This is a genomic window from Mesorhizobium sp. M1B.F.Ca.ET.045.04.1.1, from assembly GCF_003952465.1.
In the GTDB taxonomy this organism is placed as follows: domain Bacteria; phylum Pseudomonadota; class Alphaproteobacteria; order Rhizobiales; family Rhizobiaceae; genus Mesorhizobium; species Mesorhizobium shonense.
Genome location: NZ_CP034448.1, coordinates 5,717,402 through 5,743,935 on the forward strand (window position 1 = coordinate 5,717,402; position 26,534 = coordinate 5,743,935).

The 26,534-nt window shown below is 64.8% G+C and carries 23 protein-coding genes and 1 pseudogene; 11 read left to right on the forward strand and 13 right to left on the reverse strand.

Annotated features, from left to right (window positions below):
• Position 1 precedes the first annotated feature (1 nt).
• Positions 2 to 895, forward strand: coding sequence for a carbohydrate ABC transporter permease (locus EJ071_RS28335; protein WP_126100803.1), 894 nt, complete (start codon positions 2 to 4; stop codon positions 893 to 895).
• A gap of 13 nt (positions 896 to 908) precedes the next feature.
• On the opposite strand, the gene EJ071_RS28340 is transcribed toward EJ071_RS28335, so the two are convergent.
• Complete coding sequence (locus tag EJ071_RS28340) at positions 909 to 1,328, reverse strand: VOC family protein (RefSeq protein ID WP_126100804.1); 420 nt, start codon at positions 1,326 to 1,328, stop codon at positions 909 to 911.
• 452 nt (positions 1,329 to 1,780) lie between these two features.
• On the opposite strand from EJ071_RS28340, the gene EJ071_RS28350 reads away from it, so the two are divergent.
• Both EJ071_RS28350 and EJ071_RS28355 read left to right on the forward strand, forming a co-directional pair.
• Entirely contained in the window at positions 1,781 to 2,992 is a 1,212-nt protein-coding gene (locus tag EJ071_RS28350) for an MFS transporter (protein WP_126100805.1), read from the forward strand.
• Between the two features lie 282 nt (positions 2,993 to 3,274).
• Positions 3,275 to 3,910: an ankyrin repeat domain-containing protein gene (locus EJ071_RS28355; protein ID WP_126100806.1), complete on the forward strand. Its 636-nt coding sequence runs from the start codon at positions 3,275 to 3,277 to the stop codon at positions 3,908 to 3,910.
• A gap of 25 nt (positions 3,911 to 3,935) precedes the next feature.
• On the opposite strand, the gene EJ071_RS28360 is transcribed toward EJ071_RS28355, so the two are convergent.
• From EJ071_RS28360 to EJ071_RS28370, 3 genes are all read right to left on the reverse strand, one after another.
• On the reverse strand, positions 3,936 to 4,232 hold the full coding sequence (locus tag EJ071_RS28360) for a DUF1330 domain-containing protein (protein WP_126100807.1): 297 nt from the start codon (positions 4,230 to 4,232) through the stop codon (positions 3,936 to 3,938).
• 162 nt (positions 4,233 to 4,394) lie between these two features.
• Positions 4,395 to 5,009: a LysE family translocator gene (locus tag EJ071_RS28365; RefSeq protein ID WP_126100808.1), complete on the reverse strand. Its 615-nt coding sequence runs from the start codon at positions 5,007 to 5,009 to the stop codon at positions 4,395 to 4,397.
• 140 nt (positions 5,010 to 5,149) lie between these two features.
• A complete protein-coding gene (locus EJ071_RS28370; protein ID WP_126100809.1) occupies positions 5,150 to 5,599 on the reverse strand; it encodes a cupin domain-containing protein in 450 nt (149 codons plus the stop codon).
• A gap of 184 nt (positions 5,600 to 5,783) precedes the next feature.
• On the opposite strand from EJ071_RS28370, the gene EJ071_RS28375 reads away from it, so the two are divergent.
• On the forward strand, positions 5,784 to 6,908 hold the full coding sequence (locus tag EJ071_RS28375) for a helix-turn-helix transcriptional regulator (RefSeq protein WP_189521239.1): 1,125 nt from the start codon (positions 5,784 to 5,786) through the stop codon (positions 6,906 to 6,908).
• 111 nt (positions 6,909 to 7,019) lie between these two features.
• Here the strand turns inward: EJ071_RS28375 and EJ071_RS28380 are convergent, their stop codons facing one another.
• Complete coding sequence (locus tag EJ071_RS28380) at positions 7,020 to 9,320, reverse strand: cation:proton antiporter (RefSeq protein ID WP_126100811.1); 2,301 nt, start codon at positions 9,318 to 9,320, stop codon at positions 7,020 to 7,022.
• 362 nt (positions 9,321 to 9,682) lie between these two features.
• Between EJ071_RS28380 and EJ071_RS28385 the strand changes: the two genes are divergently transcribed.
• Positions 9,683 to 9,889: a hypothetical protein gene (locus EJ071_RS28385; RefSeq protein WP_126100812.1), complete on the forward strand. Its 207-nt coding sequence runs from the start codon at positions 9,683 to 9,685 to the stop codon at positions 9,887 to 9,889.
• Between the two features lie 108 nt (positions 9,890 to 9,997).
• Positions 9,998 to 10,729 carry a DUF2270 domain-containing protein gene (locus EJ071_RS28390; protein WP_126100813.1) on the forward strand — a complete coding sequence of 244 codons (732 nt, stop codon included), beginning with the start codon at positions 9,998 to 10,000 and terminating at the stop codon, positions 10,727 to 10,729.
• A gap of 91 nt (positions 10,730 to 10,820) precedes the next feature.
• On the opposite strand, the gene EJ071_RS28395 is transcribed toward EJ071_RS28390, so the two are convergent.
• On the reverse strand, positions 10,821 to 11,423 hold the full coding sequence (locus EJ071_RS28395; protein WP_126100814.1) for a sulfotransferase family protein: 603 nt from the start codon (positions 11,421 to 11,423) through the stop codon (positions 10,821 to 10,823).
• 38 nt (positions 11,424 to 11,461) lie between these two features.
• A complete protein-coding gene (locus tag EJ071_RS28400; RefSeq protein WP_126100815.1) occupies positions 11,462 to 12,361 on the reverse strand; it encodes a VOC family protein in 900 nt (299 codons plus the stop codon).
• 128 nt (positions 12,362 to 12,489) lie between these two features.
• On the opposite strand from EJ071_RS28400, the gene EJ071_RS28405 reads away from it, so the two are divergent.
• Complete coding sequence (locus EJ071_RS28405; protein ID WP_126100816.1) at positions 12,490 to 12,789, forward strand: hypothetical protein; 300 nt, start codon at positions 12,490 to 12,492, stop codon at positions 12,787 to 12,789.
• Positions 12,790 to 12,993: 204 nt separating this feature from the next.
• Here the strand turns inward: EJ071_RS28405 and EJ071_RS28410 are convergent, their stop codons facing one another.
• The 5 genes and pseudogenes from EJ071_RS28410 to EJ071_RS28430 all read right to left on the reverse strand — a co-directional run bounded on the left by EJ071_RS28410 (position 12,994) and on the right by EJ071_RS28430 (position 17,683).
• Positions 12,994 to 13,308, reverse strand: coding sequence for a MocE family 2Fe-2S type ferredoxin (locus EJ071_RS28410; RefSeq protein ID WP_126100817.1), 315 nt, complete (start codon positions 13,306 to 13,308; stop codon positions 12,994 to 12,996).
• 194 nt (positions 13,309 to 13,502) lie between these two features.
• Positions 13,503 to 14,474 (reverse strand): sugar ABC transporter substrate-binding protein, encoded by a 972-nt coding sequence (locus EJ071_RS28415; RefSeq protein WP_189521241.1) that lies wholly within the window; start codon positions 14,472 to 14,474, stop codon positions 13,503 to 13,505.
• Between the two features lie 112 nt (positions 14,475 to 14,586).
• The gene (locus EJ071_RS28420; RefSeq protein ID WP_126100818.1) at positions 14,587 to 15,597 is read right to left on the reverse strand and encodes a sterol desaturase family protein; all 1,011 of its coding nucleotides are present in this window, start codon (positions 15,595 to 15,597) and stop codon (positions 14,587 to 14,589) included.
• An 8-nt stretch (positions 15,598 to 15,605) separates the two neighbouring features.
• Positions 15,606 to 16,397, reverse strand: coding sequence for a 3-methyl-2-oxobutanoate hydroxymethyltransferase (locus EJ071_RS28425; RefSeq protein ID WP_126100819.1), 792 nt, complete (start codon positions 16,395 to 16,397; stop codon positions 15,606 to 15,608).
• A gap of 280 nt (positions 16,398 to 16,677) precedes the next feature.
• Positions 16,678 to 17,683, reverse strand: a pseudogene (locus EJ071_RS28430) (LacI family DNA-binding transcriptional regulator).
• A gap of 562 nt (positions 17,684 to 18,245) precedes the next feature.
• On the opposite strand from EJ071_RS28430, the gene EJ071_RS28435 reads away from it, so the two are divergent.
• The gene (locus tag EJ071_RS28435; RefSeq protein ID WP_126100820.1) at positions 18,246 to 20,339 is read left to right on the forward strand and encodes an alpha/beta fold hydrolase; all 2,094 of its coding nucleotides are present in this window, start codon (positions 18,246 to 18,248) and stop codon (positions 20,337 to 20,339) included.
• A gap of 89 nt (positions 20,340 to 20,428) precedes the next feature.
• Here the strand turns inward: EJ071_RS28435 and EJ071_RS28440 are convergent, their stop codons facing one another.
• Positions 20,429 to 21,259, reverse strand: a complete 831-nt coding sequence (locus EJ071_RS28440) for an aldo/keto reductase (RefSeq protein ID WP_189521243.1) — start codon at positions 21,257 to 21,259, stop codon at positions 20,429 to 20,431.
• 172 nt (positions 21,260 to 21,431) lie between these two features.
• On the opposite strand from EJ071_RS28440, the gene EJ071_RS28445 reads away from it, so the two are divergent.
• The 3 genes from EJ071_RS28445 to EJ071_RS28455 are packed head-to-tail and all read left to right on the forward strand — an operon-like array spanning position 21,432 to position 26,449.
• On the forward strand, positions 21,432 to 22,529 hold the full coding sequence (locus tag EJ071_RS28445) for a chemotaxis protein CheB (protein ID WP_126100822.1): 1,098 nt from the start codon (positions 21,432 to 21,434) through the stop codon (positions 22,527 to 22,529).
• The gene (locus EJ071_RS28450; protein ID WP_126100823.1) at positions 22,483 to 26,100 is read left to right on the forward strand and encodes a CheR family methyltransferase; all 3,618 of its coding nucleotides are present in this window, start codon (positions 22,483 to 22,485) and stop codon (positions 26,098 to 26,100) included. Before EJ071_RS28445 ends, EJ071_RS28450 begins: the two co-directional genes overlap by 47 nt.
• Positions 26,087 to 26,449: a response regulator gene (locus EJ071_RS28455; protein WP_245459999.1), complete on the forward strand. Its 363-nt coding sequence runs from the start codon at positions 26,087 to 26,089 to the stop codon at positions 26,447 to 26,449. The genes EJ071_RS28450 and EJ071_RS28455 overlap by 14 nt, the downstream gene beginning before the upstream one ends.
• The last annotated feature ends 85 nt before the right edge of the window (positions 26,450 to 26,534 follow it).

Genomic DNA, 26,534 nt, shown 5'->3' on the forward strand with positions numbered 1-26,534 from the left:
CATGGTCGCGATCAAGGAAGTGGAGCGCCCGGACACCGACGAAGGCGGCATGGGCTATCTGCAGAGCCTGCCGCGGAAGGTGGTGACGGTCTATCTGCCGCTGCTGGTGTTTCTGATCGTGCTGCTGTTCCCGTTCTACTGGATGACGATCACGGCGGTTAAGCCCAATGTCGAGATGACCGACTATGTGAACTACAATCCGTTTTGGGTCGTGCATCCGACGCTGGAGCACATACGCTACCTGCTCTTCGAGACGTCCTATCCGGGCTGGCTGCTCAACACGGTGATCATCTCGACCGCCGCCACTTTCCTGTCGCTGGCGGCCGCGGTGCTTGCGGCCTACGCGATCGAAAGGCTGCGGTTCTCGGGCGCGCGCCAGGTCGGCCTCGCCGTCTTCCTCGCCTATCTCGTGCCGCCTTCGATCCTGTTCATCCCGCTGTCGGTGATGGTGTTCAACCTCGGCCTTTACGACACGCCGTTTGCGCTGATCCTCACCTACCCGACCTTTCTCATCCCGTTCTGCACGTGGCTGTTGATGGGCTATTTCCGTTCGATCCCGTTCGAACTGGAGGAATGCGCGCTCATCGATGGAGCAACCCGCTGGCAGATCCTCACCAAGATCGTGCTGCCGCTATCGGTGCCGGGCCTGATCTCGGCCGGCATCTTCGCCTTCACGCTCTCCTGGAACGAGTTCATCTACGCGCTCACCTTCATCCAGTCGTCAGAGAAGAAGACGGTGCCGGTCGGCGTGCTCACCGAACTGGTCCGCTCCGACGTCTATGAATGGGGAGCGCTGATGGCAGGCGCGCTGATCGGCTCGCTGCCGGTCGTCGTGCTCTATTCCTTCTTCGTCGAGCACTATGTGTCCTCGATGACGGGCGCGGTGAAGGAATGAGAGCGGAAATGCTCTAAAAACTGATCTCCACCGCCGCAGCGCTCCGCTTCGCCTCGCCGTGGAACACGGCCTCGATGTTGTTGCCGTCGGGGTCGAGCAGGAAGCAGGCGTAGTAGCCTGGGTGGTAGCGGCGCTCGCCAGGCGCGCCGTTGTCCTTGCCGCCGGCGGCCAGCCCCGCATGATAGAGGGCATCGACCATAGCGCGGTCCTTCGCCTGGAAGGCAAGATGGTGGCGGCCGGTGAGCACGCCGAGCGCCGCGCGGCTGTCGGCGCTGGAGACGAACAGCTCGTCCGCCCAGAAGTAGTCGTCGGCCTCGCCGCCGACCGGGATGCCCAGCACCTCGAACACCGCGCCGTAGAAGCGCCGGCTGGCTTTCAGGTCGCGCACCACCAACTGGATGTGATCGATGAGCCGGCCGCGGTAGAGTCGCATGGGGTGGTGCCTCCTCCTGATTGTTACGGCTCAATCTAGATGGGGCCAGTGCGCGGTCAATGAGGGAGTGGAAGGCTGCTGACAGTTTGAGACGCTGGCGGGACAGCGCCCCCCTCTGCCCTGCCGGGCATCTCCCCCGCAAGGGGGAGATCAGCAGCTCCGGCGCCGGCGCCCCCTTTCCGACGTTGAAGATTGGCGAAAGCCTGCACGACAGCCAATCTCCCCCCTTGCGGGGGAGATGTCCGGCAGGACAGAGGGGGTGTGAAGGAACGCCAGCGTCTGTGCGTGAATCCCTGTGTTGCACCGCCGGTGCCCCCAAAAAATCCGGACAAAAATGCAACCAGATTGTAGGATCGGCTTCTCCCCCGGCGTCCTTCGGACGCAAGCGGCACGATGAGCCTGGAAAAACCGTGCCGCATCAAACAGGATGCCTTACGGCATGGGAGAAAACCATGAACCATTCCTATCGTTGGGTCATCGTCGCGGCTGGCGCGCTGATGACCTGTGTGGCGCTCGGCGCGATGTTCTCGCTGGCGATCTTTCTCGAGCCGATGTCGATCGACACCGGCTGGTCGCGCGCCGGCATTTCCAGCGCCATGACCTTGAACTTCCTCGTGATGGGCATCGGCGGCTTTGCCTGGGGCTCGATCTATGACCGCGTCGGCGCGCGGCCGGTCGTTCTGGCCGGCGCGGTGCTGCTCGGCCTGGCATTGGTCGTGGCGAGCCGCGCCAACTCGCTGCTGGTCTTCCAGCTCAGCTACGGCGTGATCGTCGGTCTCGCGGCCAGCGCCTTCTTCGCGCCGATGATCGCGCTCACCACCGCGTGGTTCGACACCAACCGCAGCCTGGCCGTGTCGCTGGTCTCGGCCGGGATGGGAGTGGCGCCGATGACGATTTCGCCCTTCGCGCGCTGGCTGATCTCGGCCTATGACTGGCGCACCGCCATGTTCGACATCGGCGTCATGGCCTGGGTGCTTCTGCTGCCCGTGGTCTTGCTGGTGCGCCAGCCGCCGGCGGCGGTCGCGGCATCCGACGGCAGCATGCCCTCGCCCGCAACCGACGATCCCGGCATGAGCGTCGGCCAGGCACTGCGTTCGCCGCAATTCCTGGTGCTGGGCATGACCTTCTTCGCCTGCTGTGCCGCGCATTCAGGCCCGATCTTCCACATGGTCAGCTATGCAATAGCCTGCGGCGTGGCGCCGATGGCCGCCGTCTCGATCTACAGTGTCGAGGGCCTCGCGGGCCTCGGCGGGCGCCTGCTCTATGGCGTGCTCGGCGACCGGCTTGGCGTCAAGCCGGTGCTGATCACCGGCCTTGCCATCCAGGCCGCGGTGATCGCCGCTTATCTGGCGGTCGGCCAACTCGAGCAGTTCTATGTTTTGGCCGTCATTTTCGGCGCCACCTATGGCGGCGTCATGCCGCTCTATGCGGTGCTGGCGCGCGAATATTTCGGGCCGCGCATCATCGGCACCGTCTTCGGCGCGGCCACCATGCTCTCCAGCCTCGGCATGTCGTTCGGCCCGTTAGCCGGCGGCATGATCTACGACGCCTATGCCAGCTATTCCTGGCTGTTCATCGGCTCGGCGCTGGTGGGGCTCGGCGCGGCCGGCATCGCGATTGCCTTCCCGCCGCAGCCGAGTAGGCAGCGGCTGCAGATGGCGTAGCGCGAGTAATCTCCCCTCTCGAGGGGGAGATATCGCCGAAGGCTACAGAGGGGGTCGCAGCGCGTGAAGCGCCAACGCCCTTCTCTTTCGCATGGGGCGCCGGCGATCTACGCGCTAGGACCCCTCTGCCCTGCCGGGCATCTCCCCCTCGAGGGGAGATTACGCGTTCAAACGGCGAGAAATCCATTTGCCCGACGACGGCGAGTGTGAAACTCTGCGCCAAGACGCTGCATCTGAAATGCCGGCCAGGCCGGCGCGATCCATGATCCCGGGGATATTGCAGTGGCCGCAGGCGTGGAAGCCGCAGAAGCCAGGAATTGGTCCCGCCTGCTGAGCGCGGCGGAGAGTGGCGATGCCGATGCGCTTGGCTCGGAACTCAAGGCGGGCGCGGACATCAACCAGGCCGACGAAGACGGCTGGTCGGCGCTTCACCTCGCTGCCCACAACGGCCGCATCGCGGTGCTCGAAACCTTGATCGGCCACCCGGCGATCGACGTGAACTCCAGAAACAAATGGAAGAGCACGCCCTTGAGCCTGGCCGCGGCCAAGGGTCATCTCGCCTGTATCCAGGCGCTGGTGAGGCATTCATCGATCGATATCGATGCCCGCGCCGACTACTACGGCAGGACCCCGCTCATCGAAGCCGCAAGAAACGGGCATCTGGGCGTCGTCAAGCTGCTCGTCGAGCATGGCGCCGACGTCAACCTCGCCGACAAGACGGGACGCAACAGCGCGCTCATCGAGGCGATCAAGGGACGCCACCTCGAGGTCGCGCAATATCTGCTGGCCACCCGGAAGGTGAACTTCCTCAATAAGGACATGCGGCTCAACGCCCTGATCTGGGCCGGCAGCACGCGCAACGCCGAGCTCATCGGCAAGCTGGACGCCGCGATCCATTGTTTCTTCGAAGGCAAGTGAACGGCGCCCGTCAGTTCTTGAACCGTCAGGCCGGCGCCACCCCTTCGAGGGCTATGATGCGTGTATGGGCGCAGCGGAAGCGGAGTTGCTTCAGCCTCTCATACTCCGGCGAGTCGTACCACGCGGTGAGCGCGGCCATGTCGGGAAACTCGATTATGACCAGGCGGTGCGGCTCCCAGTCGCCTTCAAGCAGCCGCGTAGCGCCGCCCCGCGCCAGATAATGCCCGCCGTAGCGGGCCTCGGTTGCCGGCACCTCGCGCCTGTATTCGTCGAACATGGCCATGTCGGTGACATCGACATCTGCAATCAGGTAGGCGGCCATCACGTTTCTCCTCCCGTTGTAAATCATCAGGACCGGGATCCGGCGCGCCCCCCTCTCGTCGAAACTCTGCCGACGCGGATTTTATATTAGAATTTCCTCATACAGAAGAAAGCCCGCCGTGGCGGCGCCAGATTTCCTCGCGTGGGCGTCGGATCGCCGTGTTCAGTTCCTCAACGCGATCGTCGCCGCCGCCCCGCCCATGCAGACCGCGGCGCCGCGGTTGAACAGGCGTGTGGCGCGCGGCGATTGCAACGTGCGGCGGGTCTTCGCGCCGGCGACCGCGAAGGGAAATTGCACCGCGGCCAGAATGATAGCGGTGATAGCCAGAAGGATCGGCACGTCGAAAGCGGACAGCGCGCCGATGTCGACCACTGTCGGCAGGATCGAGATGTAGAACAGCACCGATTTCGGATTGCCGAGCGTGACCAGCACGCCGGAGAGGAAGGCGTTGCCGCCGTTGCGCGCCACGCCACTTTCAGACGCTTCGAAGCTCTCGCCCGCCCTCCAGAACTGGACGGCAAGAAAACAGAGATAGGCAACGCCCGCCCATTTGATGGCGATCAGGAGAAAGCTGAAGGTCTCGGCGATGAAGGCCAGGCCGGCGAGCACCGCGGCGAGGTAGAGCACGTCGCCCAGCACCATGCCGGCGGTCATCCAGGCCGCCTGCCGGTAGCCGCTCCGCAGCGCCTGCGCCACGATGGCGACGATCTGCGGCCCTGGGATGATGGCGGCGATCGCCAGCGCGCCGGAATAGGCGGCAAAACCCGACAATGTCATAGTGATTTGCCCTTCGATGATCGGTGGAGGAAGGACAATCCGAGGGCGGGGCGACGGTGTCAACCGTGGCTGAGGAGGAGCCGGCGGCTAAGCGCCAATCTCCCCCCTTGCAGGCCCTCGAGGGGGAGATCGGCGATCGCCTACGGTCCAGCGACGGCCAAGGGCGGCCCGGTAATCTCCATATCGAATTGAGCCGCGATCGCTTTGATTTCCGCAAGATCGCGCGGAATCTCCAGCCCCTGCGCGGCAACCGTCGGGAAAAAGCTTTCGAGACCACCTGGAGACAGAATGGCGATCCATCGTGCACGCTCAACGACGACGAACGCGTGCTCAACGCCAGCGGGAATGTAGAATATGTCTCCGGCGGTGCGTTCGGAAGCTTCCCCGGCACGCCAGAAGCGCAGCCGCCCTTGCAGAATGACGAAGACTTCGTCGGACTTGGGATGACGGTGGCGCGGCGGTCCATCGCCCGGACCAGCATGGGATGCAAATGCTCCAAACTTTCCGCCGGTCTCGCGCGGCGTCAGAAGCGCTTCGTAGTGCGTGCCATTCCAATCGGTCTGAGTACCAGCTGCTACCCGCGTTTGCATCCGAGTCTCCCGCGATAGAAATGGTTTTGCACCGGCAAATAGTTACACGTAACGTCGGGCGGTCGCCTCATATGAACATATGAGATGCGGCGCGGGACCGGCGGGGAAATGGTTGTCAGTGAAACCGGCTTCCGGCAAACTGCGGGTCCGTCGGGTGAGGAGCGGTAAATTCCGGCCAGGACAGATGTCAGAAGCGCGCGTCCACGACTTCGATCGACTGGTCGGGCAGATTTACGATGCGGCGGTTGAGCCCGGCCGCTGGCCGCAAGTTCTCGAGATGCTGTCGGATTTCCTCGAGGGCGCCGCCACCAAGCTGACATTCCAGAACGCGAGGACATCGCGCAGCGAAGCGAGTTCGGTACGCATGCCGCCGGAGGCGGACCTCACCTATGCGCGGTACTACTACAAGACCAATGTATTCCTGCCGCGTATCGCCAGGCTGCCCGCCGGCACGTTGATTCCGGTGTGGAACCTGCTGCCGCGCGAGAGCTACCAGCGCTCCGAGTTCTATAACGACTTTTGCCGGCCCGGCGACATGTGCCACCCGATCGGGGTCGTGCTCGCCAACGAGCCGGACATGCGCGTCGTGTTCACCTGTGGACGCGCCAAGACGGCCGGCGATTTCGAGCCCGAGCATCTCGACCGCCTGCGCCGCGTCGGGCCGCACCTGGTCCGCGCGGCAAGCGTGAGGCTGCGGCTCTCGCGCTCCGAGCTCGCCAGGGATGCCAATGCCGCGGCGCTCGACCGTGTCGCCCAGGGCGTACTGATCGTGGCGGCGAACGGCGAGATCCTGTTCGCCAACCGGGCGGCTGCGTCACTGCTCGCCGAGGCCGATGGGATCAGGACCGAGAGATCCGTGCTTCGCGCAAGTAGATCGGCGGATACCACGCAATTTCAGCGGTTGATCACCGCGGCCGCCGAGCGATCGGATGCCGCCGGCGGCGTGATGGCGCTCACACGACCCGAGCCGCGCAGGCCGCTGAGCGTGCTGGTGGCGCCGCTGACTATCGAGTCGACGTGGTTCGTGGCAGGTCGCCCTGCCGCGATCGTGTTCGTGGCCGATCCGGACAGCACGCCGCGGACCGCGCAGGACCAGTTGCGCAATCTCTATCGGCTGACCCCGGCCGAGGCAGTCGTGGCTATGGCGATCGCACGCGGCGAAGGGCTGCAGGCGGTCGCAGATGAGCTCGATATCAGCCTGACCACAGCGCGCACCCACCTGCAGCACATATTCGAAAAGACGGAGACGCGGCGACAGGCGGAGCTGGTGCGCCTCATCGCGGCCACTGCCCTTTACGACCGACAATAGCCAGACCTTTTCGCAGGCGGGCAACGCCTGCGCTCCTCTCCACCCGTACTGCTTCAACGGTCCCTGCCGGGACATCGCCCCCTCTGGCCTCCCCACAAGAGGGAGATTGGCTCACCCCGTGCCCGTCCCCGACCTCAGCGCCTCCCTGCCCTCGTCGTCGCGGCGCAGGCGCGCGTCGGAGATCAGCACCACCGGGCACGGGCAGCGCTGCAGCACGCCGCTCGTCGTCTCGCCGAAGATGAGCTCGGTGCCCGGCCGGCGCGCCACGCCCATGACGATCAACGCCACGTTCCTGCCGGCCTGGCGGGCAATGGCATCGGCGGCGGCGGCCCTTGAGCGGATGGCGGTCTCGATCTCGACGCCATAGCGGTCGGCAAGCGCGACGATGTCCTTCAGCACAGCCTCCCTGCGGCGATGCGAGACGGTATCGCGCGGCTCGTCGCGGCTGACCCGCGCGACATAAAGCATCTTGACCGGCGCACCGGTGACGGCGGCAATGGCAAGCGCCAGCTCGGCGCCTCGGCGGGCGACCGACGTACCGTTGACCGGCACCAGGATCCGGCCAGACTGGGGGCTGAGCCTCGGCATATGCCGGCCGGCGCTCGTCGGCTTCAGCACCAGGCAGAGCGGTCCGTCGAAGGCGCCGGCAACCTCGTTCAGGCGCCGCGAGAAGCTGCCCTTCGAGGTCAACGCGCGGCCGAGACCGATGAGCAGCATGCCATAGCCCTTGCGCGCTTCCTTGGCGACCGCCTCGGCCGAGAGCGGCGCCTCGTGCCGGCGGCGCATGAGCGGCGCTTCACGCGCCGGCTCCTCGTCGGCTTCCTTCGCCGCCTCGCGGCCCTCCTCGGCGCCCTTCTCGATCTCGTCAAGATGCGCCGCTTCGCCGGGCTCGGCGTCGCTTTCGCCGCTGGCATGCAGCGCCGTCATCGGTTTGCCGGCGCCGATCACGCCGGCAAGGTAGGCGGCGAAGCGGCCGACCACGCCCTCGTCGACCACCACCAGCAGCCGCTCCAGATTGGCGATGAAGCCCCGCTGGTCGACCTCCTCGCGCTCCAGCCTCTTCTTCTCCGCCTCGCCGACCGGCAGCCGGCCGAGAGCCCAGCGCAGCGTCGGGGGCATGGCCAGAGTGGTGATAACGGCCATAGTCAGGATCATGGTGAAGAGGTTGTGCGAAAGCACGCCCATCGACAGGCCTATCGAGGCGACGATGACCTCGGTCGAGCCGCGCGCGTTCATGCCACAGCCGACCGCGATGCCCTCGCTGCGGCTCATGCTGGAAAGTTCAGCGCCGATGAAGGCGCCACCGAACTTGCCGATGCTGGCGATGGCCACCAGCGCCACGGTGAGCAGCGCGAGCTCGGAGTCCATGAGCACGGTGAGGTCGGCGGACAAGCCCGCGACGCCGAAGAACACCGGCATAAAAAGCGCGGTGATGACGCCGCGCAGCTGGCCCTCGATGTGGCGCGACAGGATCGGCGACTCGCCGACGAGTATGCCGGCCACGAAGGCGCCGAGCACGGTATGGACGCCGATCAGCTCGGTGATCAGCGCCATGGCGCCCATGATGGCGAGGATGACGGTGACGACTGCATATTCGCTACGGAAAGTGTCGTTGGTCCAGCGGATGGCGTCGAAGACGATGCGGCGGCCGAGCGTGAAGGAAAACGCCATGAAGAGAGCGACGCCGGCCAGCGTGAAGGCCAGGCTGCCGGCCTCGATGCGGCCATGAGTGGCGATGCCGATGGTAATGGCGATGATCACCCAGCCGATCGTGTCTTCGATGATGGCCGAGGAGACGATGATCTGGCCGAGGTCGCGGCGCATGAAGTTCATCTCGCGCACCACCATGGCGACGATCTTGACCGAGGAGATCGACAGCGCGGTGCCGAGGAAGAGGCCGGCGACGACACGCTCGCTGCCGGTGGCGAGCAGCGAGGCCGGCATGAACTGCGCCGCCACGAAGCCGAGCACGAAAGGCACGGCGACCCCGGCGGCGGAGATGGAAAAGCAGGCGCGGCCGACGCGGCGCACCAGCCGCAGATCCGTCTCCATGCCGGTGAGCAGGAGAAGCATCAAGACGCCGAGCTGGGCGATGGCGTTGATCATCGACTTTTGCGCGGCATCGCCGGCAAAGACCACGCGCTCGGCCGCCGGCCACAGCCAGCCGAGCAGCGAAGGCCCGAGCAGAATACCGCCGATCAGCTGCCCCATCACCGCCGGCTGGCCGAGGCGCTCCAGCAATTCGCCGATGCCGCGGCCGACGACGAGCAGCAGGATGACTTCGAGAACGAAGATGCCTTCGCTGGACATGCCGCTCTTCTCGGCGGCGAAGGCGACAACCGGCATCAGCGCAAATGCTGCGCCGCCAAGCCCGATCGTCCAGCGCCGATTGGGTAGGAAGGACAAAATCATGCACCCCTCAATTATGCTTCGCCATAACGGTTTCGCGCGTGCTTCGGTTGCACGGCGGTGGAGTGCGTAATCTCTCCCTGGTGGGGGAGATGTCCGGCAGGACAGGGAGGGGCGCCCTAGAGCGCTGACTCACGGTTTAAACCCCCCCGGCTACGCCTCATTCTAAAGGCCATAGACGTGGCTGCAACAGCTGAGAGGCAGATTGGACAGCGCCCCCTCTGCCCTGCCGGGCATCTCCCCACGAGAGGGGAGACTGGCAGCTGCCACGTCTACAATTCAATTCAAATGCGGTTGTGGATGTTTGCGTTTGGGTAAAGCGACTCGCGCATGGTCGAGACACGGCGGGCAATAAGGAGAAGCTAATGAAAAGCGACTTTGCCGCCGCCCACCTGCACCTCGACAGGGCCTGTCACTATCTGCGCGGCGACGACGAAACCAGCCGCACGGCGCTCGCCGCGCTCGACCTTGTGATCGAGGCGGTCGCTACCGCCCAATATGCCCGGCCCGAGGCCGAGGTGGTGCCGTTTCCGGCGGCTTCAAAGCGGGCGATGCCCCCCATCGCATCCTGACCTATCCGCCTGAAAGGGCGGGAACATTTCAGCCCGGCCGCACATTGTGTTATATGGGGTGTGGCCGGCTTATTCGGCCGGCCACGGCGGGAGGCACGTGGCACGGGGATGTCTCAGGTCCAGACCATAAAACCAGCCGAGGCGGCCGCCGCGCCGCGAGGGTCCGACGCGTTCGCGCTGAAGCTGACCTCGTCCGAATTCGCGACCACGATGTCGCATTTTCACCGCGCCGAGATCGCACGCATGGCCGGCTGGCGCGACCGGCTCGACCGCACCAGCAACTGGTCGATCACGGTCGTTGCCGCGATGCTGTCGGTGTCGCTGTCGACGCCGAGCGCGCATCACGGCGTGCTGCTCTTCGCCATGCTTTTGATCACGCTGCTTTTGTGGATCGAGGCGCGCCGCTACCGCTTCTTCGACGTCTATCGCGCAAGGGTCCGCCAGTTCGAGCGCTATTATTTCGCACAGATTTTTTCGCCGCAGCCGGACTACGCCTCCAACTGGCTGGCCATCCTCGGCGAAGGCCTGCGCTCGCCGCGTTTCCTGATCTCGCAGCGTTCGGCGCTGATCAGGCGGCTGCGCCGCAACTACGTCTTCATGTACACGATCCTGATGCTCGCCTGGGTCTTGAAGATCACCACGCCCAGCCTGTCGCGCGAAGGCTCGCCGATCGGCTTCGGCGCCTCGCTGCTCGACACCTTCCGGGTGGCGACGCTCGGTCCTATCCCCGGCATCGCGGTGGTGTGCGGCGTGGTGGTGTTCTATATCGGCATGCTCGCCGCGGCTTTCCTGATCAGGGCCGACGACGGCGAGCTGTCGTTCGGCGACGTGCATGTGTGAGGGAGGGAGTCAGTAGTCGGCAGTGAATAGTGAGCAGGAAATCAGCCTGCGTGGACGCGCCCTGTTCACTATTCACTATTCACTACTTCCTTCACTGCAACGAACGCGCCACACGGAACTCCTTCGTGGTGTTGCGGTTGGGATAGGGCTCGGCCGGCACCGGGACGCCGAGATGGGCGCAGAGCGGCTCCCAGCCGTCGCCGAGTTTGTGGACCAGCAGGCGCCCGGCCGGCACGGTGTTGAGCACCGCCGCGACATTGGCCTCGTAGACGGCGATCGCATGCGCCCGGTCCTGCGGGCGGCCGCCGAAGACCTGCTTCGAGACGAGCGAAATGCCCAGCGAATCCTGGTCCCGGCTGTCGGCGATGGCCGGCAGTATGGTCTTTTGGAAACTCTCCCACCAGCTTTCGGGCGAGCGCCAGGTGAGGATGACGCGCGCCTGCGGATAGGCTTCGATCAGTTCGCGCCAGTAATGCGCCGACGGCCAGTCGACGCATGATTTATAGCCGGCAAAGAGCCTGTTCCAGTCCGGCGCGACGCCCTTGGCCAAGGCGCGCCAGAGCCGCTTCTGCTCGTCATGCGTCATGACCTCGAACATGTGGTGGCACGGCCCGAAGCCGAGCATCGTCAGCGCCTCGCGCATCGAATCGGTACCGGTCCGGCCAAAGCCGGTTCCAATCACCTCGATCGACATTCTTCCCCTCCTCCCTGAAGCAAGTCAGCCCGCGAAAATCACTCTTCCTGGACAACGAGCCGCAAGCGATTGCCCTCTGGATCTGCGGCCTCGATGGCGCCCTCGATCTTTTTCACCGACACGTCGGCGACATTGAGCCTGGAACCCACCGCATCAAGCTGCTCGGCCGACGCAAGCTCGACCGTGAAATGATCGAGGCCGGCCGCATTCGGCGGCGGCTCGCGCAGTTCGTCGCGCGCCCAGATGTTGAAGGCGATCATATGGGCGCGACGTTCGGTGCCGCAGTCGAACATGCCGAAGGTCCTGGACTGGATATGCGGCTTGAAGCCGAGCACGCCGACATAGAATTGCATCAGCGCCTCCGGCGTGCGGGCACGCATGTGGATGTGGCCGATGAAGGCGTCCGCAGCCATCCTCGGCTCGACATGGCCGGAATTGCCGAGATCGCGCAGCAGGCCCGGGACGTCCAACGGCTCGAGCCCGGAATGCGCGCTGCCGTCGGTGGCGATCAGCGCCACGCGGCCCTCGGCCGAAACTTCCCGGCGCAGGAAGCGTTCCGGCGTGTCGAAACAGATCTCGATGCCGTTTCCGGATGGATCGGAGACGTAGAGCGATTCCGAAACCAGATGGTCCTGGGCGCTGTATCTCAGGCCCGACGCCTTGAGGCGGGCGGCGGCATGAGCGAGATCGCGGCGGGTCGTCACATGGATGGCGACGTGGAAAAGATCGCGCGATTTCTGCGGCAGGGGTGTCTGCGCTCCGGCATGGAGCACGATCAGCGTCCTGCCGCCGGCGCCGAGCGCTGCGGTCGCGTCGTTCTCGCCAATCGGTTCGAGTCCAAGCGTGTCGCGCCAGACGGTCAAAGCCGCCGGGATATCGGTCACCTTCAGGTGGACCGGCCCGAGGCGAGTGGCTTGAGACAGCAATCCTTCGCCCATCGTCGTCTATCCGATTGCGGTCGGGAACATATTAGCTCTGAACGATATTTCTGTCTTGCGCCAAGTTCGGGTTGACCCCTCCCCGGCGGGCGGCGACTATTGCGGCGATAGACTGAGGAGGAATTCACATGGACGAGACCGACCACTGGCGCAACATGGCGAGCGCGCCGAGGGACGGCAGCCGCATCCTGGTCACGGTGCGCTCGTCCGAGCAGGGACCGGCGGAGGTCGACATGGCCTACTGGTCGCGCGCCGACCAGTTCGGCGAGGAAGGCTGGCGGGCGTCCGACTCCTCGCCGGGCCGCGTGGTCGAATATGCCGAGCCGGAGCTCAGATGCTGGATGCCGCTGCCCACCGCCGGGCGCGCGTCGATGCCGAGCCCATGGGAGGGCGAGGACGTGCCGCTGGTCGATGGGGAAGGGATTTAGCGAGGCGCTTTTGCAATTGGCGAAAGCCGGCGCGACGGCTGATCTCCCCCCTTGAGGGGGAGATGGCCGGCAGGCCAGAAGGGGTACCCGCGCATGGAGCGCCGACGTGATTTCCGTCGCGGAAGAGGTTGGCGCTTTACGCGCGGCACCCCCTCTGTCGCCTTCGGCGACATCTCCCCCTCAAGGGGGGAGATTAGCAGCGCCCTACCCCACCGCCACCAGCACCTCCCCCGCCTCCACCTTGGCAGGATATGTCCTGAGGTTGATGCAGGGCGGCAGGCGCTTGGCCGCTCCCGTGCGATAATCGAAGGCGCCGGAATGCTTTGGGCATTCGACCTCGTAGTCCATGACCAGCCCGTCGGCGATGTGCACCGCCTCGTGCGTGCAGAGCCCGTCGGTGCAGAACACTTCGTCGTCGGGCGAGCGGAAGACCGCGTAGGTCTTGCCGCCGTGATCGAAGCGGCGGGCGCCTTCCTGTTCGATGTCGTCGAGGCCGCAGGCCCTGATCCAGCCGGTCATTTCTTTTCCTTTTTGCATGGCGAACGTCCCCTCACCCGGATTGCCAACCGAATTGCAAAGGCAATTCGGGGCAATCCGACCTCTCCCCGAGGGGAGAGGAGCATGTCAGCGCCGGCGCCAACCTCTTCTCCCCTCGGGGAGAAGGTGGCCGCGAAGCGGCCGGATGAGGGGGAGTCCCGCCGTAATCCCAAGCTCTAGTTCTTGCCCAGGTACTCCGCCGCGTTCACCGGCGTCACCAGCTCGAACGGCACGTAGACGACGCGGTCGACCTTCTCGCCCTTGGCGAGCGCGAGTGCCGCGTCGACACCGCCGCCGCCCTGCCCCTTGGCGTTTTGGAAGACGGTGACGGAAAGATCACCCGCTTTCATCGACTGCAGGCCATCCTGGGTGGCGTCGATGCCGCCGACCACGACGTTCTTCATGTCGACGCCGTTGGCCTTCAGCGCGAGGATGGCGCCGATGGCGGATTCGTCGTTGTTGGCGATGACGGCGTCCGGGGCCGGGCCGGCGGTCAGCCAGTTGGTCATCAGGTTCTGCGCGTTGTCGCGCGACCATTCCGACGACTGCTTGTCGGTGACCTTGATGAAGTTGCACATGTCGGTGGCAAAGATCTGCTCGACATCCTTGGTGCGCTGGAGTGCTGCCTGGTGCACGAGGCTGCCCATGACGATGTAGGCGGTGGCGCCGGCCGACTTGCCCTTGGCGCGCAGCAGCTTGCAGACCTCGAAGGCTTCCAGCGTGCCGGACTCGACTTCATTGGAGCCGACATAGACCTGCTTCTCCGGCAGCTTCGCCATGTCGACCGGCTCGAGATTGACGAAGACCAGCGGAATGCCTGCCTTGGCCGCCTCCTCGCTGATGGTTTTCGAGGCATTGGTGTCGACCAGCGTGACGATGATGGCGTCGACGCCGCTGGCGATAAAATTCTTCACCTGGTCGAGCTGTTTGGCGACGTCGTTCTGGGCATCTTCGACCTGGATGTCGGCGCCCTTCTCCTTGGCGCGGTCCTGCATGCCGTGCATCAGAAGCGTCTGGAAATTATTGTCGAAATTGACGATCGAGACGCCGAGCTTGGCGGCGAATGCAGTTGCCGGCATCGACAGAGTCGCGGCAAACGCCGTCGACCACAGAGTGGCTAAAGCCGCCGAGATGAGAAGTTTCTTCACGGGTTTCCTCCCTTTGCAGATGGGTGCCGGTTCACCCCGCTTTTGTCTCCGGCCCTTGCGGGATGGCTAGGCGGATGGCCGAAGGCCATCCACCTTGCTGTCTGTTCGGGCGTCATTTCGCGGCAGCAGCGTTGGCGCGCGCCTTCTTCTTCTCGTAGCGGGCCTGCATGCGAGCCTCGCCCTCTTTGCTGCCGTCGTGGAAGGTGCCGAACCAGCGGTCGAACGGGATCAAGCCGTCGCCGTAGTTCACCTCGAAATATTTGTGGTGCAGGTAGTGGATGTAGGCGTGGCTATCGACGCCCGTGTCCTCGGTCAGTTCCACCTTGTCGAAGCCGACATGGCCGGGAATGGCGCCGAAGCCGGCATAGTGTAGCTGGTAGAGCGCGAGCAGCGGGTTCGATGGGATGATCAGGTGCCAGAGCGCCACGCCGAGATAGCCGAGCTGCTCCGCCGGATGCATCGACAGCGACGACCAGGGCGACGGGTTCACCGAATTGTGGTGCACCGAATGCACCCATTTGTAGAGCGGACCCCAGTGGATCGCCCGGTGCAGCAGGAAGAAATGCGTCTCGTGGATGATCGGCACCGCCAGCGCCAGGCAGAACAGGTAGACCGGATGCTCGGCGAAGGTCAGCCAAGGCACATGACCAATGGCATAGGCGTAAAGGATCGCCACCTCGATCGCCGTCCAGATCGGCATGCCGGTGCCGAAGGTGCGCAGCATGTTGTCGATGTTCTGGTTCTCGAAGAAGAAGGCCTTGCTCTTCTGCTCCGAGGGCCATTTGCCGTTGTATTTGAAGCGGCTGCCCTGGGCCCTCAAAATGTAGAGTCGAAGCTCGAAGGCGCCGAAGAAGACCAGCAGCGCCGCACAGTTGACGAGGAAGAGCCGCAGGATCCAGCCGACAGAGAGTGTCTTCATCGTCTCGACGTCAGGCAGCACGAAATGCCACCACGCCACCGCCGAGAGGGCGAACAGCAGATTGTAGGGCAAGAGGTAATGCGGCAGCCATTTCAGCAGCGCCAGCGGCCGCGGCGGGAAGGTGAAGAGCGGTGCCGTGCCGGCCGGTTCGTTGGGCGCCCAGTCGCCCCTTTTGTTGCGCGTGCCGTATTTGAGGTCGTCCATGGCTGGTCTCACAAGGATTGCGCGAGGGTGAGGAAGCGGTCATAGGCGGCATCGTCCATGTCCACCTGATGCTTCGCTTCCGGATAGGCGCCAGCGGCGACGTCGCGGCCGAAGGCGCGGAAGGCACTGACGCGCTTTTCCTGCAGCTCGGCCTCCAGCGTGACGAAGTCGGCGTAGCGCTTGGCGTGGCGCGGATAGTGGCCGGTGTGGGTGCCCAACACATCGCAGGAGAAGAGATATTGCGTGTCGCAGGCGCTGCCGCAGCCCATGCCCATGGTGATCAGCGGCGTCGAGCGCGTGATATGCTCGGCGAGGCGCACCGGCACGACTTCCACTTCGATGCAGGCGGCGCCCGCATTCTCCAGGTCCTTCGCCGCGCGCAGCACCTTGAAGGCTTCCTCGGCCGTGCGGCCGACGGCGCGGAAATTCGTCCAGGTGGCGCGGTTCGGCACCAGGCCGACATGGCCGGTGACGGGGATCCCCTCGGCCGCCATGGCCTCGATGAAGCGCGGCGAATGCGACGAATAGACCGCATCGGCGCCGCGCTTCATCATGGCGAAGCCCAGCCGCACAGCCTCATCAGGCGAAGCGACCGCGCCATGCGGCATGCCGACGGAGAGGAACGCATGCGGCGCCGCCTGGCGGATGGCTTCCAGATTGTGGTCGGGCTCGCAGGAGAGGATGACGATGTCGCAGGCGACCGCGGCGGCAGCCTCCGCCGGCGTGTCGACATGCAGCTGAAGCCATTTGCGGCTGCCCTTGGCGCTCTGCAGATCGTAGGCCGTCAGCCGTCTCGTCACCGATAGTCCTCCCGTTCGCGGGCGGATCGATCGCAGGTGGAAAAGCCCCCCTCACCCGGATTGCCATCCGAATTGCGAAGGCCAATTCGGGGCAATCCGACCTCTCCCCGAGGGGAGAGGAGCCAGCCTGCGTCGGTGCCGGCCCTCTTCTCCCCTCGGGAGAAGGTGGCCGCGCAGCGGCCGGATGAGGGGGAGAATGCTTGCGCCGATCGTCTCCCGTTCGCGGTTGAGTTAGCACCGCGATTGCCGCGAAGGCTCGCGCTACCTTGATCAAATCAGATCAAAGGTTCTCGGCGGTGAAGGTGATGAAGCGGATCGGCGGATTGTCGACCGGCAGATCGTGCAGGTTGAGCGCGGCCAGCACCAAGTCGATGGCGCGGCGCGCCTGCGCTTCCGGCGCCTGGTCGAGCACGACATCCATCGTGGCTTCACGCAAGCCGCGCGTGCTGCGTTCGGTGAGCTCGTGGCCGACGAAGAAGATGTCGCGACCGCGCGGGTGACGGCGCAGCACCTCGTTCAGCGCGGTGTTTGGCCCCGCCGGCATTGTAGAGGCCGGCAAGGTCCGGCCAGCGCACAAACGCCTCATGCAGTTGCTCGGCATTGCGGTCGCCGTCGTCGAAACCGAAGAGTGTGGCGACGGGCTCGAAGTCTCGCCCCTGTTCGATCAGGTAGTCGAAGAAGCCGCGCACGCGGTCGCGGTGGACGCGGTAGATCTGGCTGTGGCAGATGGCGACAACCTTGCCCGGTTGGCGCTGCATGCGCGCCATCAACAGCCCGGCCATGCGTCCGGCGGCATAGTTGTCGATGCCGACATAGGTGCTTTTGGTGCCGGAGATCTGGGTGACGATCTGCACCGTCGGAATTTTTTCCGCTTCGAGTTTCGCGAGTGCTGCGCTCACCAGCGGATGGTCGGGCACGGCGAGGATGAGGGCCGCGCGGCGCATCTCCGGTTCGAGGATGCGCTTGGCGATCGCCGCCGGATTGGCCTCGTCGAGAAAGGTGCGGTGGACGGCGATCGTGCGGTCAAGCGTTGCGGCGATGCGTTCGAACGCGCGGGACAGGCGGGCGAAGAAGGTCGCGTCCGGCCTGACCAGGATCACCTCGATGCGGATGACGCCGCGATGCGCCTCCGGCAGCCGGCGCGGATAGTCGAGCGAACGCGCCGCGGCGACAACCTTCTCGACGGTCTCGGGCCGCACCCCGCCCCTGCCGTTCAGCACGCGCTCGACCGTCGCCGTGCCGACGCCGGCGCGGCGGGCTATTTCGAGGAAGGTGGGTTTCGGAATGGGCGGCTCCCTGGGGTGTGTCGGCGAAGACAAAGTAGCCAGGGGCTATTCGATTTCCAAGGCGAGGTTCGCGTCCTTTCGCGCCCCCTGTCCAGGAGGACAGAGGGGGCGCCGTAGAGCAGAAAGGCCAGGCTTTTAAGGTCGGAGCGGCGACGCCGATCTTCTAGCACGCTGGCGAAACAGCGCAGCCAGCGCCGACACGGCCAGCACGAGGAGCCTGCGCATTCCTCCTATAGGGTCGAGCATTGGTGGGGTCGCCTGGCATGCTCGCTGCCGTTCTAGGTACTGCGCCAGGGAGATGTCGTGGCGAAGGGTTGCAGGTGCAGTGTCTTGGCGCCGGAAAGGGTCGTCGTCTTGCCGGAAGGGCCAGTCGGCCGGGCCTGGGGGCAGCATGGGGGTTCTCCCGCGTTTTACATCCCTGCAACTGTCCGCCACGGCCGTGACGAGGCTCGAGAAGGCAGCGTGATCAAATCGTGAAAAAGACTGCGTCGGACAGATCGCGGTTGAATTGGCACCGACTAAGCGAAAGAATTGCCTGGAAGCGTGGCTGGGGCGGAATCCGATGACGGGGCCGCATCTTCATCTGCTGGGTGGTTTCGACTTTGCCGGCGTGGGGGCGGCAGCTCCCGTGTTCAGCCGCAAGGCGCGCGCAATGGTAGCGTATCTCGCGCTGCAGGCGGGGCATCCCCAGTCCCGCGAGAAACTCGCTGCGCTCCTCTGGGGCGTGACCGGCGAGGCGCAGGCCCGCATGAGCCTCCGGCAGGCCGTGTCGGCCATCAGGAAGGCGATGAGCGTCTCGGGTGGCGGGCGCTTCGTGACCGAGGGCACGAGCATTGCGCTCCATCTCGACGATTTCGACTTCGACGTCGCGCGGTTCGAGGCGCTATCAACAAGCTCCGCGCCCCAAGATCTGGAGCGGGCTTTGGCCGTTTACCGCGGTGACCTGCTTGACGGGCTTGGCCTGAGGGAAGAGCCGTTCGAGGACTGGCTGCGGGTCGAGCGCGAGCGCCTGAGGACGATGGCCGTCGCTGCGCTGGACAGACTCATCATCCATTACACGGCCGCGAACGATCCCGCCTCTTCCATACGCGCGGCCACTCGCCTGCTGGCGATGGAACCGCTGCGCGAGGACGCCCACCGCGTCTTGATGCGAAGCTATGCCGCGCAGGGGCGGATCAACCTCGCGCTGAAGCAATATGAGCTCTGCCGCGACGCGCTGCAGCGCGATCTGCGGCTGATGCCTGAACCGGAAACACGGAATTTGCACGACGAGCTGCGGGCGCGCCGCGGCGCATCGCCTTCCAGGCTTACACATCCGGCATCGGCCTCCGGTTCCGAGCCCGCGCGCCCGCCGACCCATTATGTCAAATCGGCCGGGATCAACATCGCCTATCAGGTCACCGGCGACGGGCCGATCGACCTCGTCTATGTGCCGGGCTGGGTCTCCAATCTCGATCTTGCTTGGGGATCACCGCGCTTTGCGCATGTGCTTAACCGGCTCGGCACCTTCTCGCGCCTGATCCGCATCGACAAGCGCGGCACCGGTTTGTCCGACCGCGGTGTCGGCCTGCCGACGCTGGAAATGCGCATGGAAGACGTCCGGGCTGTGCTGGACGCTGTGGGCTCCACACGCACGGTGCTGTTCGGCAGTTCGGAGGGCGGCCCAATGTGCATGCTTTTCGCCGCCACCTATCCCGATCGAACAGCCGCGCTGGTTCTCAACGGCACCTATGCCAGGGGCGGCTGGGCCATGGATTATCCCTGGGCGAGAACGGTCGAGCAGGTGCAGCAGGATGTTGATACCGTCGAAAGAGAGTGGGGGATGGCTGCCGACATGAGCAACGCAGCGCCCAGCCTGACCGAGAACGTGGTCGAGCGGGAGTGGTTCGCCGCCTATCTCAGAAATTCGGCCTCGCCGGCCGACGCGGTCGCCCTCTGGCGCTGGGCCACTGAGATCGATGTGCGCGACATCCTGCCGGCCATCCATGTTCCGACGCTTGTGGTGCACAGGACAGGCGATCGTTGGATAAAACCAGAGGAAGGACGCTATCTTGCAACGCATATCGAGGGCGCCAAATATCTCGAGCTGGCAGGCAGAGACCACGTAATCTGGGGCGAGGACTGCGACCGCCTGGTCGACGAGATCCGGAGCTTCGTTACCGCCGCCCTGCCCCCGGTCCCAAGTCAGCGCCTGCTGCTCACGGTTCTGGCAATCGGGATCGAAGCCGCCAACGAAAGGGCAATCGACCGATGCGCGGATGCGATCCGGGACGAGTTGCTGCTGTTCGACGGCAAGGAGATCAGGCGTTCAGGCGGCAGGCTGCTTGCCGTTTTCCAGAGACCGACGCGATCGATCCAGTGCGGGATCGCGATCGGCGACAGGTTGAAGACATCTGGCATCGATCTTCGCGCTGCGGTTCACATTGGCGAGTGCGAGGCGCGCGGCGAGGATTTCTCCGGCATCGCCATCGAGGTCTCGTCGCGCCTGCTGGATCTTGCTCGGCCGGGCGATATCATCGCATCGCGGACGGTGCGCGACCTGATCGCCGGCTCCGGCCTGACATTCGAGGAACATGGCGAGATGAAAGCGAGTGGCCTGCCGGGGGCGCTTCAGTTCTTTTCGGTTACAGCGACGCCCACAAGCGCTGGCGCGTGACCATCCTGGCACGGACGGATCGGCGGGACAGCGCCCACCTCTGCCGTCCAGGGCATCTCCCCGCAAGGAGAGATCGGCAGCTTCAACCTTCAGAACAAGAACGCCGCCGTGACCGGATTCGGCCCCGTGCGTCCGTCGACAGAGTCCATGCCGCGGATGGTCTCCATGTCGCCCCCATCCAGCTCGAAATCGAAGACGTCGAAATTGGCGGCGATGCGGTCCCGGTGGATCGACTTCGGGATCACGACCAGCCCTTGCTGCAGATGCCAGCGGATGATGACCTGCGCCACCGACTTGCCATGCTTCTTCGCGATCCCCTCAAGCGTCGGGTCGGCGAGCAGCCGGCCGCTGCCCAACGGGCTCCAGCTTTCGATCCTGATGCCGTGCTTGGCATGGAACTCGCGCTTGTCGCGCTGCTGGAAGCGCGGATGCAGCTCGATCTGATTGACGGCGGGCGTGACGCCGGTTTCGCCGATGATGCGCTCCAGATGGTCCTGGTTGAAGTTGGACACGCCGACCGACTTGATGCGGCCGGCCTGCTTGAGCTCGACCAGCGTCTTCCACGCCTCGACATAGTTGTTCTGGCTGGGCACCGGCCAATGGATGAGGAAGAGGTCGATCTGGTCGATGCCGAGCTTTTGCATCGTGTCGTCGAAGGAGCGAAGCGCCGCATCGCGCTGGTGGCCGCCATTGCGCAGCTTCGAGGTGATGAACAGCTCAGCCCTCGGCACGCCTGCGGCGCGGATCGCCTCGCCCACGCCCTCCTCGTTTCGGTAGCCCTCGGCGGTGTCGATCAGGCGGTAGCCGGCCTCGATCCCCCAGCGCACGACTTGTGACGTGATATCCGGATCGACCTGCCACACGCCGAGCCCGATCTGAGGGATTTTTGAGCCGTCGTTCAATGTCAGCTGTTCAGGCATGTGTGGTTCCTTCTGCACGGTGGGTTGGCCCCGCTCTATCTAGGCTGCGGTTTCAGTAATGCGAGTCGATGATGTCGAAGGGGAGATCGGCAGCTTCGGCGCCGCGCCATGGAACCTAGTCGCCCCTGGCCGACTTATGACTGAGGGCTGGGGCGCGACCCGACGGAGTGCCATGGCCTACGATCGAAACCGAATCTCACCTGGCAGCGAGAACGCGACAAGCGCGAGGCAAGAGGCACGCAACCGCTTCGTCATCGTCATCGGGGCATCGGCTGGCGGGGTGGAGCCCCTGAAGCAGATCGTGAGCGACCTGCCCGCCGACCTGCCGGCGGCCGTGTTCGTCGTGCTGCATGTCGGGCAGGTCAGCTACCTGCCGGCAATCCTCGCCCGCGTGGCCACGCTCAAAACCTCGGTGGCCAAGAACGGTGCGAAGTTCAAAACCGGCAACATCTATGTGGCGCCGCCCGGCTTCCATCTTCTCCTGCATGGCGACCACATGATGCTGCGGCGCGGACCGCGCGAAAACCTCGCCCGGCCGGCGATAGACCCACTGTTCCGCTCGGCGGCGCTGAGCTACGGCGCGAGTGTCATCGGCGTGCTGCTTTCGGGCTCGCTTTCCGACGGCACAGCCGGCCTGAGGGCGATCAAGGCCGTCGGCGGGCTCGCGATCGTGCAACACCCGAAGGACACGTTGGTGCCCTCGATGGTGGAAAGCGCGCTGCGTTACGTCGAAGTCGACCATTGCCTGCCAGCGGCCAAGCTTGGTGGCCTGCTGGCGAAGCTGACCGCCGAGCCGGCCGGCGAATCCTTCGCCGCGCCGCCCGCCGTCCGGTTGGAAGCGGCCATCGCCGCACAGGAGCATTCGACCATGCAAGAGGAAGATCGATTAGGCGAACTTTCGGTCTTTACATGCCCGGAATGCCACGGGCCGTTGTGGGAGATCGAAGACGGTGACATGCTGCGCTATCGGTGCCATACGGGACACGCCTTCACCGCCGACGCGGTGATGGAGGCGCAGGCGATAGAGGCGGACGAGATATTGTGGAGCTTGCTGCGATCGCACCAGCAACGGGCAGGATTTGCCCGGCGCATGGCCGAGCGGGAGAATACGAGGGATCGCTCCGAACTCGCCGCCGAATTCGGCAGGCGAGCTACGGAATATGAAGCGGATGCGGCTCTCATCGAGAGCATCCTCGAAAGCAGACGGGTTCAGGTAACAGGCAATGGCTCGGTCGACGAGGAAAGCAAGCACAAGGAAGGCAAGGGCTAGTTCGCGCGAGGCCGGGGAACAGCCCGCGCCCTTCCCCATCATCGGCATCGGCGCGTCGGCTGGTGGTATCGCGGCGCTGCAGACACTCTTTCCGGAAGTTCCAGCCGACAGCGGCTTTGCCTATGTGGTGATCCAGCATCTCGACGCCGAGCACGAAAGCGTGCTCGCAAGCATCATTCAGCGCTGCACCGCAATCGAAACGAAAACTGCGGCCGAGGGGCTGGAGATCGAGCCCGACCACATCTACGTCACCCCTCCGGGCGTCTCGGTGACAGTCGAAGGGCAGCGTTTTCACGTAGCCAAGATGACCACCATGCGTGCCAGACGAACGCCGATCGACGATTTCTTCGCCTCGCTGGCGCACGACCAGGCTGAGAATGCGGCCGGGATAATCCTTTCCGGAACGGGCAGCGACGGCACCATCGGGCTGAGGGCAATCAAGGAGCGCGGCGGGCTGACGCTGGCCCAGGAGAGCGCCGAATATGACGGCATGATGCGCAGCGCCGTCCAGAGCGGCATGATCGACATGGTGCTTCCCGCGGAACAAATGGCCGCGAAGCTGGTCGGCTATTTCAGCCACGCCAACCGTACCGAAAGCGAGCGCGACCGGCGCAAGCGCGACGTGGCGGAACAGCTTTCGCGCATCGCGGCGCTGCTTCGCACACGCACCGGCCATGATTTCAGCGGCTACAAGGACAACACCATCCTGCGGCGTATCCAGCGCCGCATGCAGGTGCTTCAGATCGACGAGCCGGCCGCCTTCTACGAGCGGCTGCGCGACGAGCCGCAGCAGGTGGACCTTCTGTTCCAGGACCTGCTGATCGGCGTGACCAGCTTCTTCCGCGACCCGCAGGCCTTCGAGGCGCTCGAACGCTTCGTCATTCCCAAGCTTTTCGAGGACCGCAAGCCTGACGAGACGATCAGGGTCTGGGTGCCGGGCTGCGCCACCGGCGAGGAAGCCTATTCGATCGCCATGCTCCTGAAGGAGAACGCGCCGCGCGGTGCCGCCTCGCCCAACCTGCAGATCTTCGCCACCGACATCGACGAGCGCGCCCTGGAAGTGGCCCGCGCCGGCCGCTATCCGGCGACGATCGCGACCGATGTGACGCCCAAGCGCCTCAAGGAGTTCTTTTCGCGCGAGGACGGCACCTATCGTATCGCCTCCGACCTGCGGGAAATCTGCCTGTTCTCGGCGCATAATCTGTTGCGCGATCCGCCCTTTTCCAAGCTCGACCTGATCGCCTGCCGGAACCTTTTGATCTACATGGGACCGGAGCTGCAGGAGAAGATCGTCCCGATCTTCCATTACGCGCTGCGCAACAACGGCTATCTGTTCCTCGGCTCCTCGGAGAACGTCACGCGCCACGGGCGCCTGTTCTCGACCGTCGACAAGGCGAGCCGCATCTTCCAGAAGCGAAGCGGAGTCGCCATGCAGCGGCTGCCGGAATTCCCGCTGGCGGCCGCGGCCAGGCCGGCGCTCCCGCTTGCGCGCCGGGGGGCGCCGGCGAGTACCTTGCGGGAAGTTGCGGAACGCGTTCTCGTCGAGCGCTATGCGCCCGCCTATGTCATCATCAACGCCGACGGCGAACTGATGCACAGTTCGGGAGGCACGGGCAAATATCTGGAGCTCGCCGCAGGCGCCCCCGACCACAACGTCTTTTCCATGGCGCGCCGCGGGCTGCGCATGGATTTGCGGGCGGCGCTCCACAAGGCGGTCAGCACCGGACAGGTGGCGGTCCAGAACAAGATCAGCATCGGCACCAATGGCGGGCGCCAGACGATCAGCCTGGCCGTGCAGCCGCTGCCGCCCGACGGCTCGCCCGACCCGCTCTACATGCTGGTCTTCCGCGACATCGGCGGCATCAAGCCGGAGGCCGAGGACGAGCCGGTCCACACCACCGACGATGTCGAAAGCGCCAATGTCAGCCAGCTCGAAAAGGAGCTGAGAGAAACCAGGGAGCGGCTGCAGATCACGACGGAGGAGCTCGAATCCTCCAACGAGGAGCTGAAATCCTCGAACGAGGAACTGTCCTCGATCAACGAGGAACTGCAGTCCTCCAACGAAGAGCTGGAAACCTCCAAGGAAGAGCTGCAGTCGATCAACGAGGAACTGCAGACCGTCAATGCCGAGCTCAACATCCGCGTCGACGAGCTCAGCCGCGCCAACAACGACATGGCGAACCTGCTCGAAAGCACGCAGATCGCCACCGTGTTCCTCGACCGCGACCTCTGCATCAAGAGCTTCACGCCGACTGCGCGCGACCTGTTCAGGCTGGTCGAGAGCGATGTCGGCCGGCCGCTCGCGCATGTGCGCCCGCGTTTCCCCGCCGACGGGCTGCAGGCCGACATGGAACATGTGCTGCATAGGCTCGGCACGATCGAGCGGCAGATCGAGGGCGCCGAGAACAGCAAGCGCTACATCATGCGCGTGCTGCCCTACCGCACGGTCGACAATGTCATCGCCGGCGTCGTCGTCACCTTCGTCGACGTCACACAGATCGCGCGGGCGGAGGAAAGGATCGGCGCGCTCTCGCATGATCTGCGCAACCGTGTCGAAAGCCTGGAAACGCTGCTGGACCTCGTGCCGGTGGGCATCTTCATCGCCGAAGACGGTAACGGCGAGGCGATCCGCGCCAACCGCCGCGCGACGGAACTCGCCGGACGGCGCGCCACGGACGGCAAGCTGACGCAGGTGCCGGCCGGGCTGCCGCTGATGATCGACGGCGCTGCAGTGGCAACGGGCGATCAGCCCCTGCAGAAGGCGATGCGAACGGGCAAGGCCATCCCCGGCTATGAGGCGCGGATCGCACGGTCGGACGGATCGAGCATCGACGTGATGATGTCGGCCAATCCGCTGTTCGACGAATCCGGCAAGGTGCGCGGCGCGATTGCGACCCTGGTCGACATATCGAACCACAAGGAAGCGGAACGCAGCCAGGAAAGGCTTCTGCACGAACTGCAGCACCGCGTAAAAAACATCCTCGCCACGATCACGGCGCTGGCCTCGCGCATGATCCGCTCGTCAAATTCGATGGGCGAATTCTCGACCTCGTTCCAGGATCGGCTGCACGCGATGGCCCGTACGCATGAGGTGCTGTCGTCCTACAATTGGGGCGATGCCGACCTCGAGCAGCTGCTCAGGGCGATGCTCTCTCCCTACAGCAGCGAACGCCAGAGCCTCGTTGTCCGCGGCCGGCCGCTCCACCTCGATGGAGTGACGGCGGCGACGCTCGGCATGGTGTTCTTCGAGCTTGCCAGCAACGCCGCCAAATACGGAGCGCTTTCCGTCGATACCGGGCGCGTCGAAGTCTCCTGGGGCTTCGCGAAGCCGGGCGTGCTGTCGGTCACCTGGAAGGAAATCGGCGGTCCAGCGGTAGAAAAGCCATCCCGCATGAATTTTGGAACAACTTTCATCCAGCAGAGTTTAGAGTACGAATTGAGGGGAAGTGTCGAATTGAACTTCAGACCTGCCGGCCTGGAGTGCCGGCTTGAGATTCCCTTGTCCCAAACGGAAACCGTCGACCAGTTGCCTGGCACGAATGAACAAGAGCGCCCCATTGTCCGGCCTTAAGATCCTCGTCGTCGAGGACTCGTTCCTGGTTGCGCTCGATCTCTCCGACGAATTGACCGATGCAGGCTGCGATGTCGTCGGTCCCGCGCCCTCCGTCAAACAGGCGCTCGAGCAGATCGATGGCGTCGAGCTGGACGGGGCGGTGCTCGACGTCAACCTGCATGGCGAACGCAGCTTCCCGCTCGCCGAGCACCTCGCCACGCGCGATGTCCCTTTTGTTTTCCTCACCGGCTATGACAGCTCCACGATCTTTCCCGAGCAGTTCCGGGATTCGCCAAGACTGTCGAAGCCCGTCGAGACCAGACAGCTCATTGAGGCGGTTTCGCGGTTTGGCGAGCGCAAGCATTGAGGGTTTATTCCTTCTCCCCTTGTGGGAGAAGGTGGATCGGCGCGCAGCGCCGAGACGGATGGAACGCCAGCGTCTCATTCCGCTG

What these genes read in the sequence shown, in the direction of transcription:
- EJ071_RS28335 (WP_126100803.1), top strand. Translation starts at nt 2, where the DNA reads ATGGTCGCGATCAAGGAAGTGGAGCGCCCGGACACCGACGAAGGCGGC.
- EJ071_RS28340 (WP_126100804.1), bottom strand. Translation starts at nt 1,328, where the DNA reads ATGCGACTCTACCGCGGCCGGCTCATCGATCACATCCAGTTGGTGGTG.
- EJ071_RS28350 (WP_126100805.1), top strand. Translation starts at nt 1,781, where the DNA reads ATGAACCATTCCTATCGTTGGGTCATCGTCGCGGCTGGCGCGCTGATG.
- EJ071_RS28360 (WP_126100807.1), bottom strand. Translation starts at nt 4,232, where the DNA reads ATGGCCGCCTACCTGATTGCAGATGTCGATGTCACCGACATGGCCATG.
- EJ071_RS28365 (WP_126100808.1), bottom strand. Translation starts at nt 5,009, where the DNA reads ATGACATTGTCGGGTTTTGCCGCCTATTCCGGCGCGCTGGCGATCGCC.
- EJ071_RS28370 (WP_126100809.1), bottom strand. Translation starts at nt 5,599, where the DNA reads ATGCAAACGCGGGTAGCAGCTGGTACTCAGACCGATTGGAATGGCACG.
- EJ071_RS28375 (WP_189521239.1), top strand. Translation starts at nt 5,784, where the DNA reads ATGTCAGAAGCGCGCGTCCACGACTTCGATCGACTGGTCGGGCAGATT.
- EJ071_RS28380 (WP_126100811.1), bottom strand. Translation starts at nt 9,320, where the DNA reads ATGATTTTGTCCTTCCTACCCAATCGGCGCTGGACGATCGGGCTTGGC.
- EJ071_RS28385 (WP_126100812.1), top strand. Translation starts at nt 9,683, where the DNA reads ATGAAAAGCGACTTTGCCGCCGCCCACCTGCACCTCGACAGGGCCTGT.
- EJ071_RS28390 (WP_126100813.1), top strand. Translation starts at nt 9,998, where the DNA reads ATGTCTCAGGTCCAGACCATAAAACCAGCCGAGGCGGCCGCCGCGCCG.
- EJ071_RS28395 (WP_126100814.1), bottom strand. Translation starts at nt 11,423, where the DNA reads ATGTCGATCGAGGTGATTGGAACCGGCTTTGGCCGGACCGGTACCGAT.
- EJ071_RS28400 (WP_126100815.1), bottom strand. Translation starts at nt 12,361, where the DNA reads ATGGGCGAAGGATTGCTGTCTCAAGCCACTCGCCTCGGGCCGGTCCAC.
- EJ071_RS28405 (WP_126100816.1), top strand. Translation starts at nt 12,490, where the DNA reads ATGGACGAGACCGACCACTGGCGCAACATGGCGAGCGCGCCGAGGGAC.
- EJ071_RS28410 (WP_126100817.1), bottom strand. Translation starts at nt 13,308, where the DNA reads ATGACCGGCTGGATCAGGGCCTGCGGCCTCGACGACATCGAACAGGAA.
- EJ071_RS28420 (WP_126100818.1), bottom strand. Translation starts at nt 15,597, where the DNA reads ATGGACGACCTCAAATACGGCACGCGCAACAAAAGGGGCGACTGGGCG.
- EJ071_RS28435 (WP_126100820.1), top strand. Translation starts at nt 18,246, where the DNA reads ATGACGGGGCCGCATCTTCATCTGCTGGGTGGTTTCGACTTTGCCGGC.
- EJ071_RS28440 (WP_189521243.1), bottom strand. Translation starts at nt 21,259, where the DNA reads ATGCCTGAACAGCTGACATTGAACGACGGCTCAAAAATCCCTCAGATC.
- EJ071_RS28445 (WP_126100822.1), top strand. Translation starts at nt 21,432, where the DNA reads ATGGCCTACGATCGAAACCGAATCTCACCTGGCAGCGAGAACGCGACA.
- EJ071_RS28450 (WP_126100823.1), top strand. Translation starts at nt 22,483, where the DNA reads ATGGCTCGGTCGACGAGGAAAGCAAGCACAAGGAAGGCAAGGGCTAGT.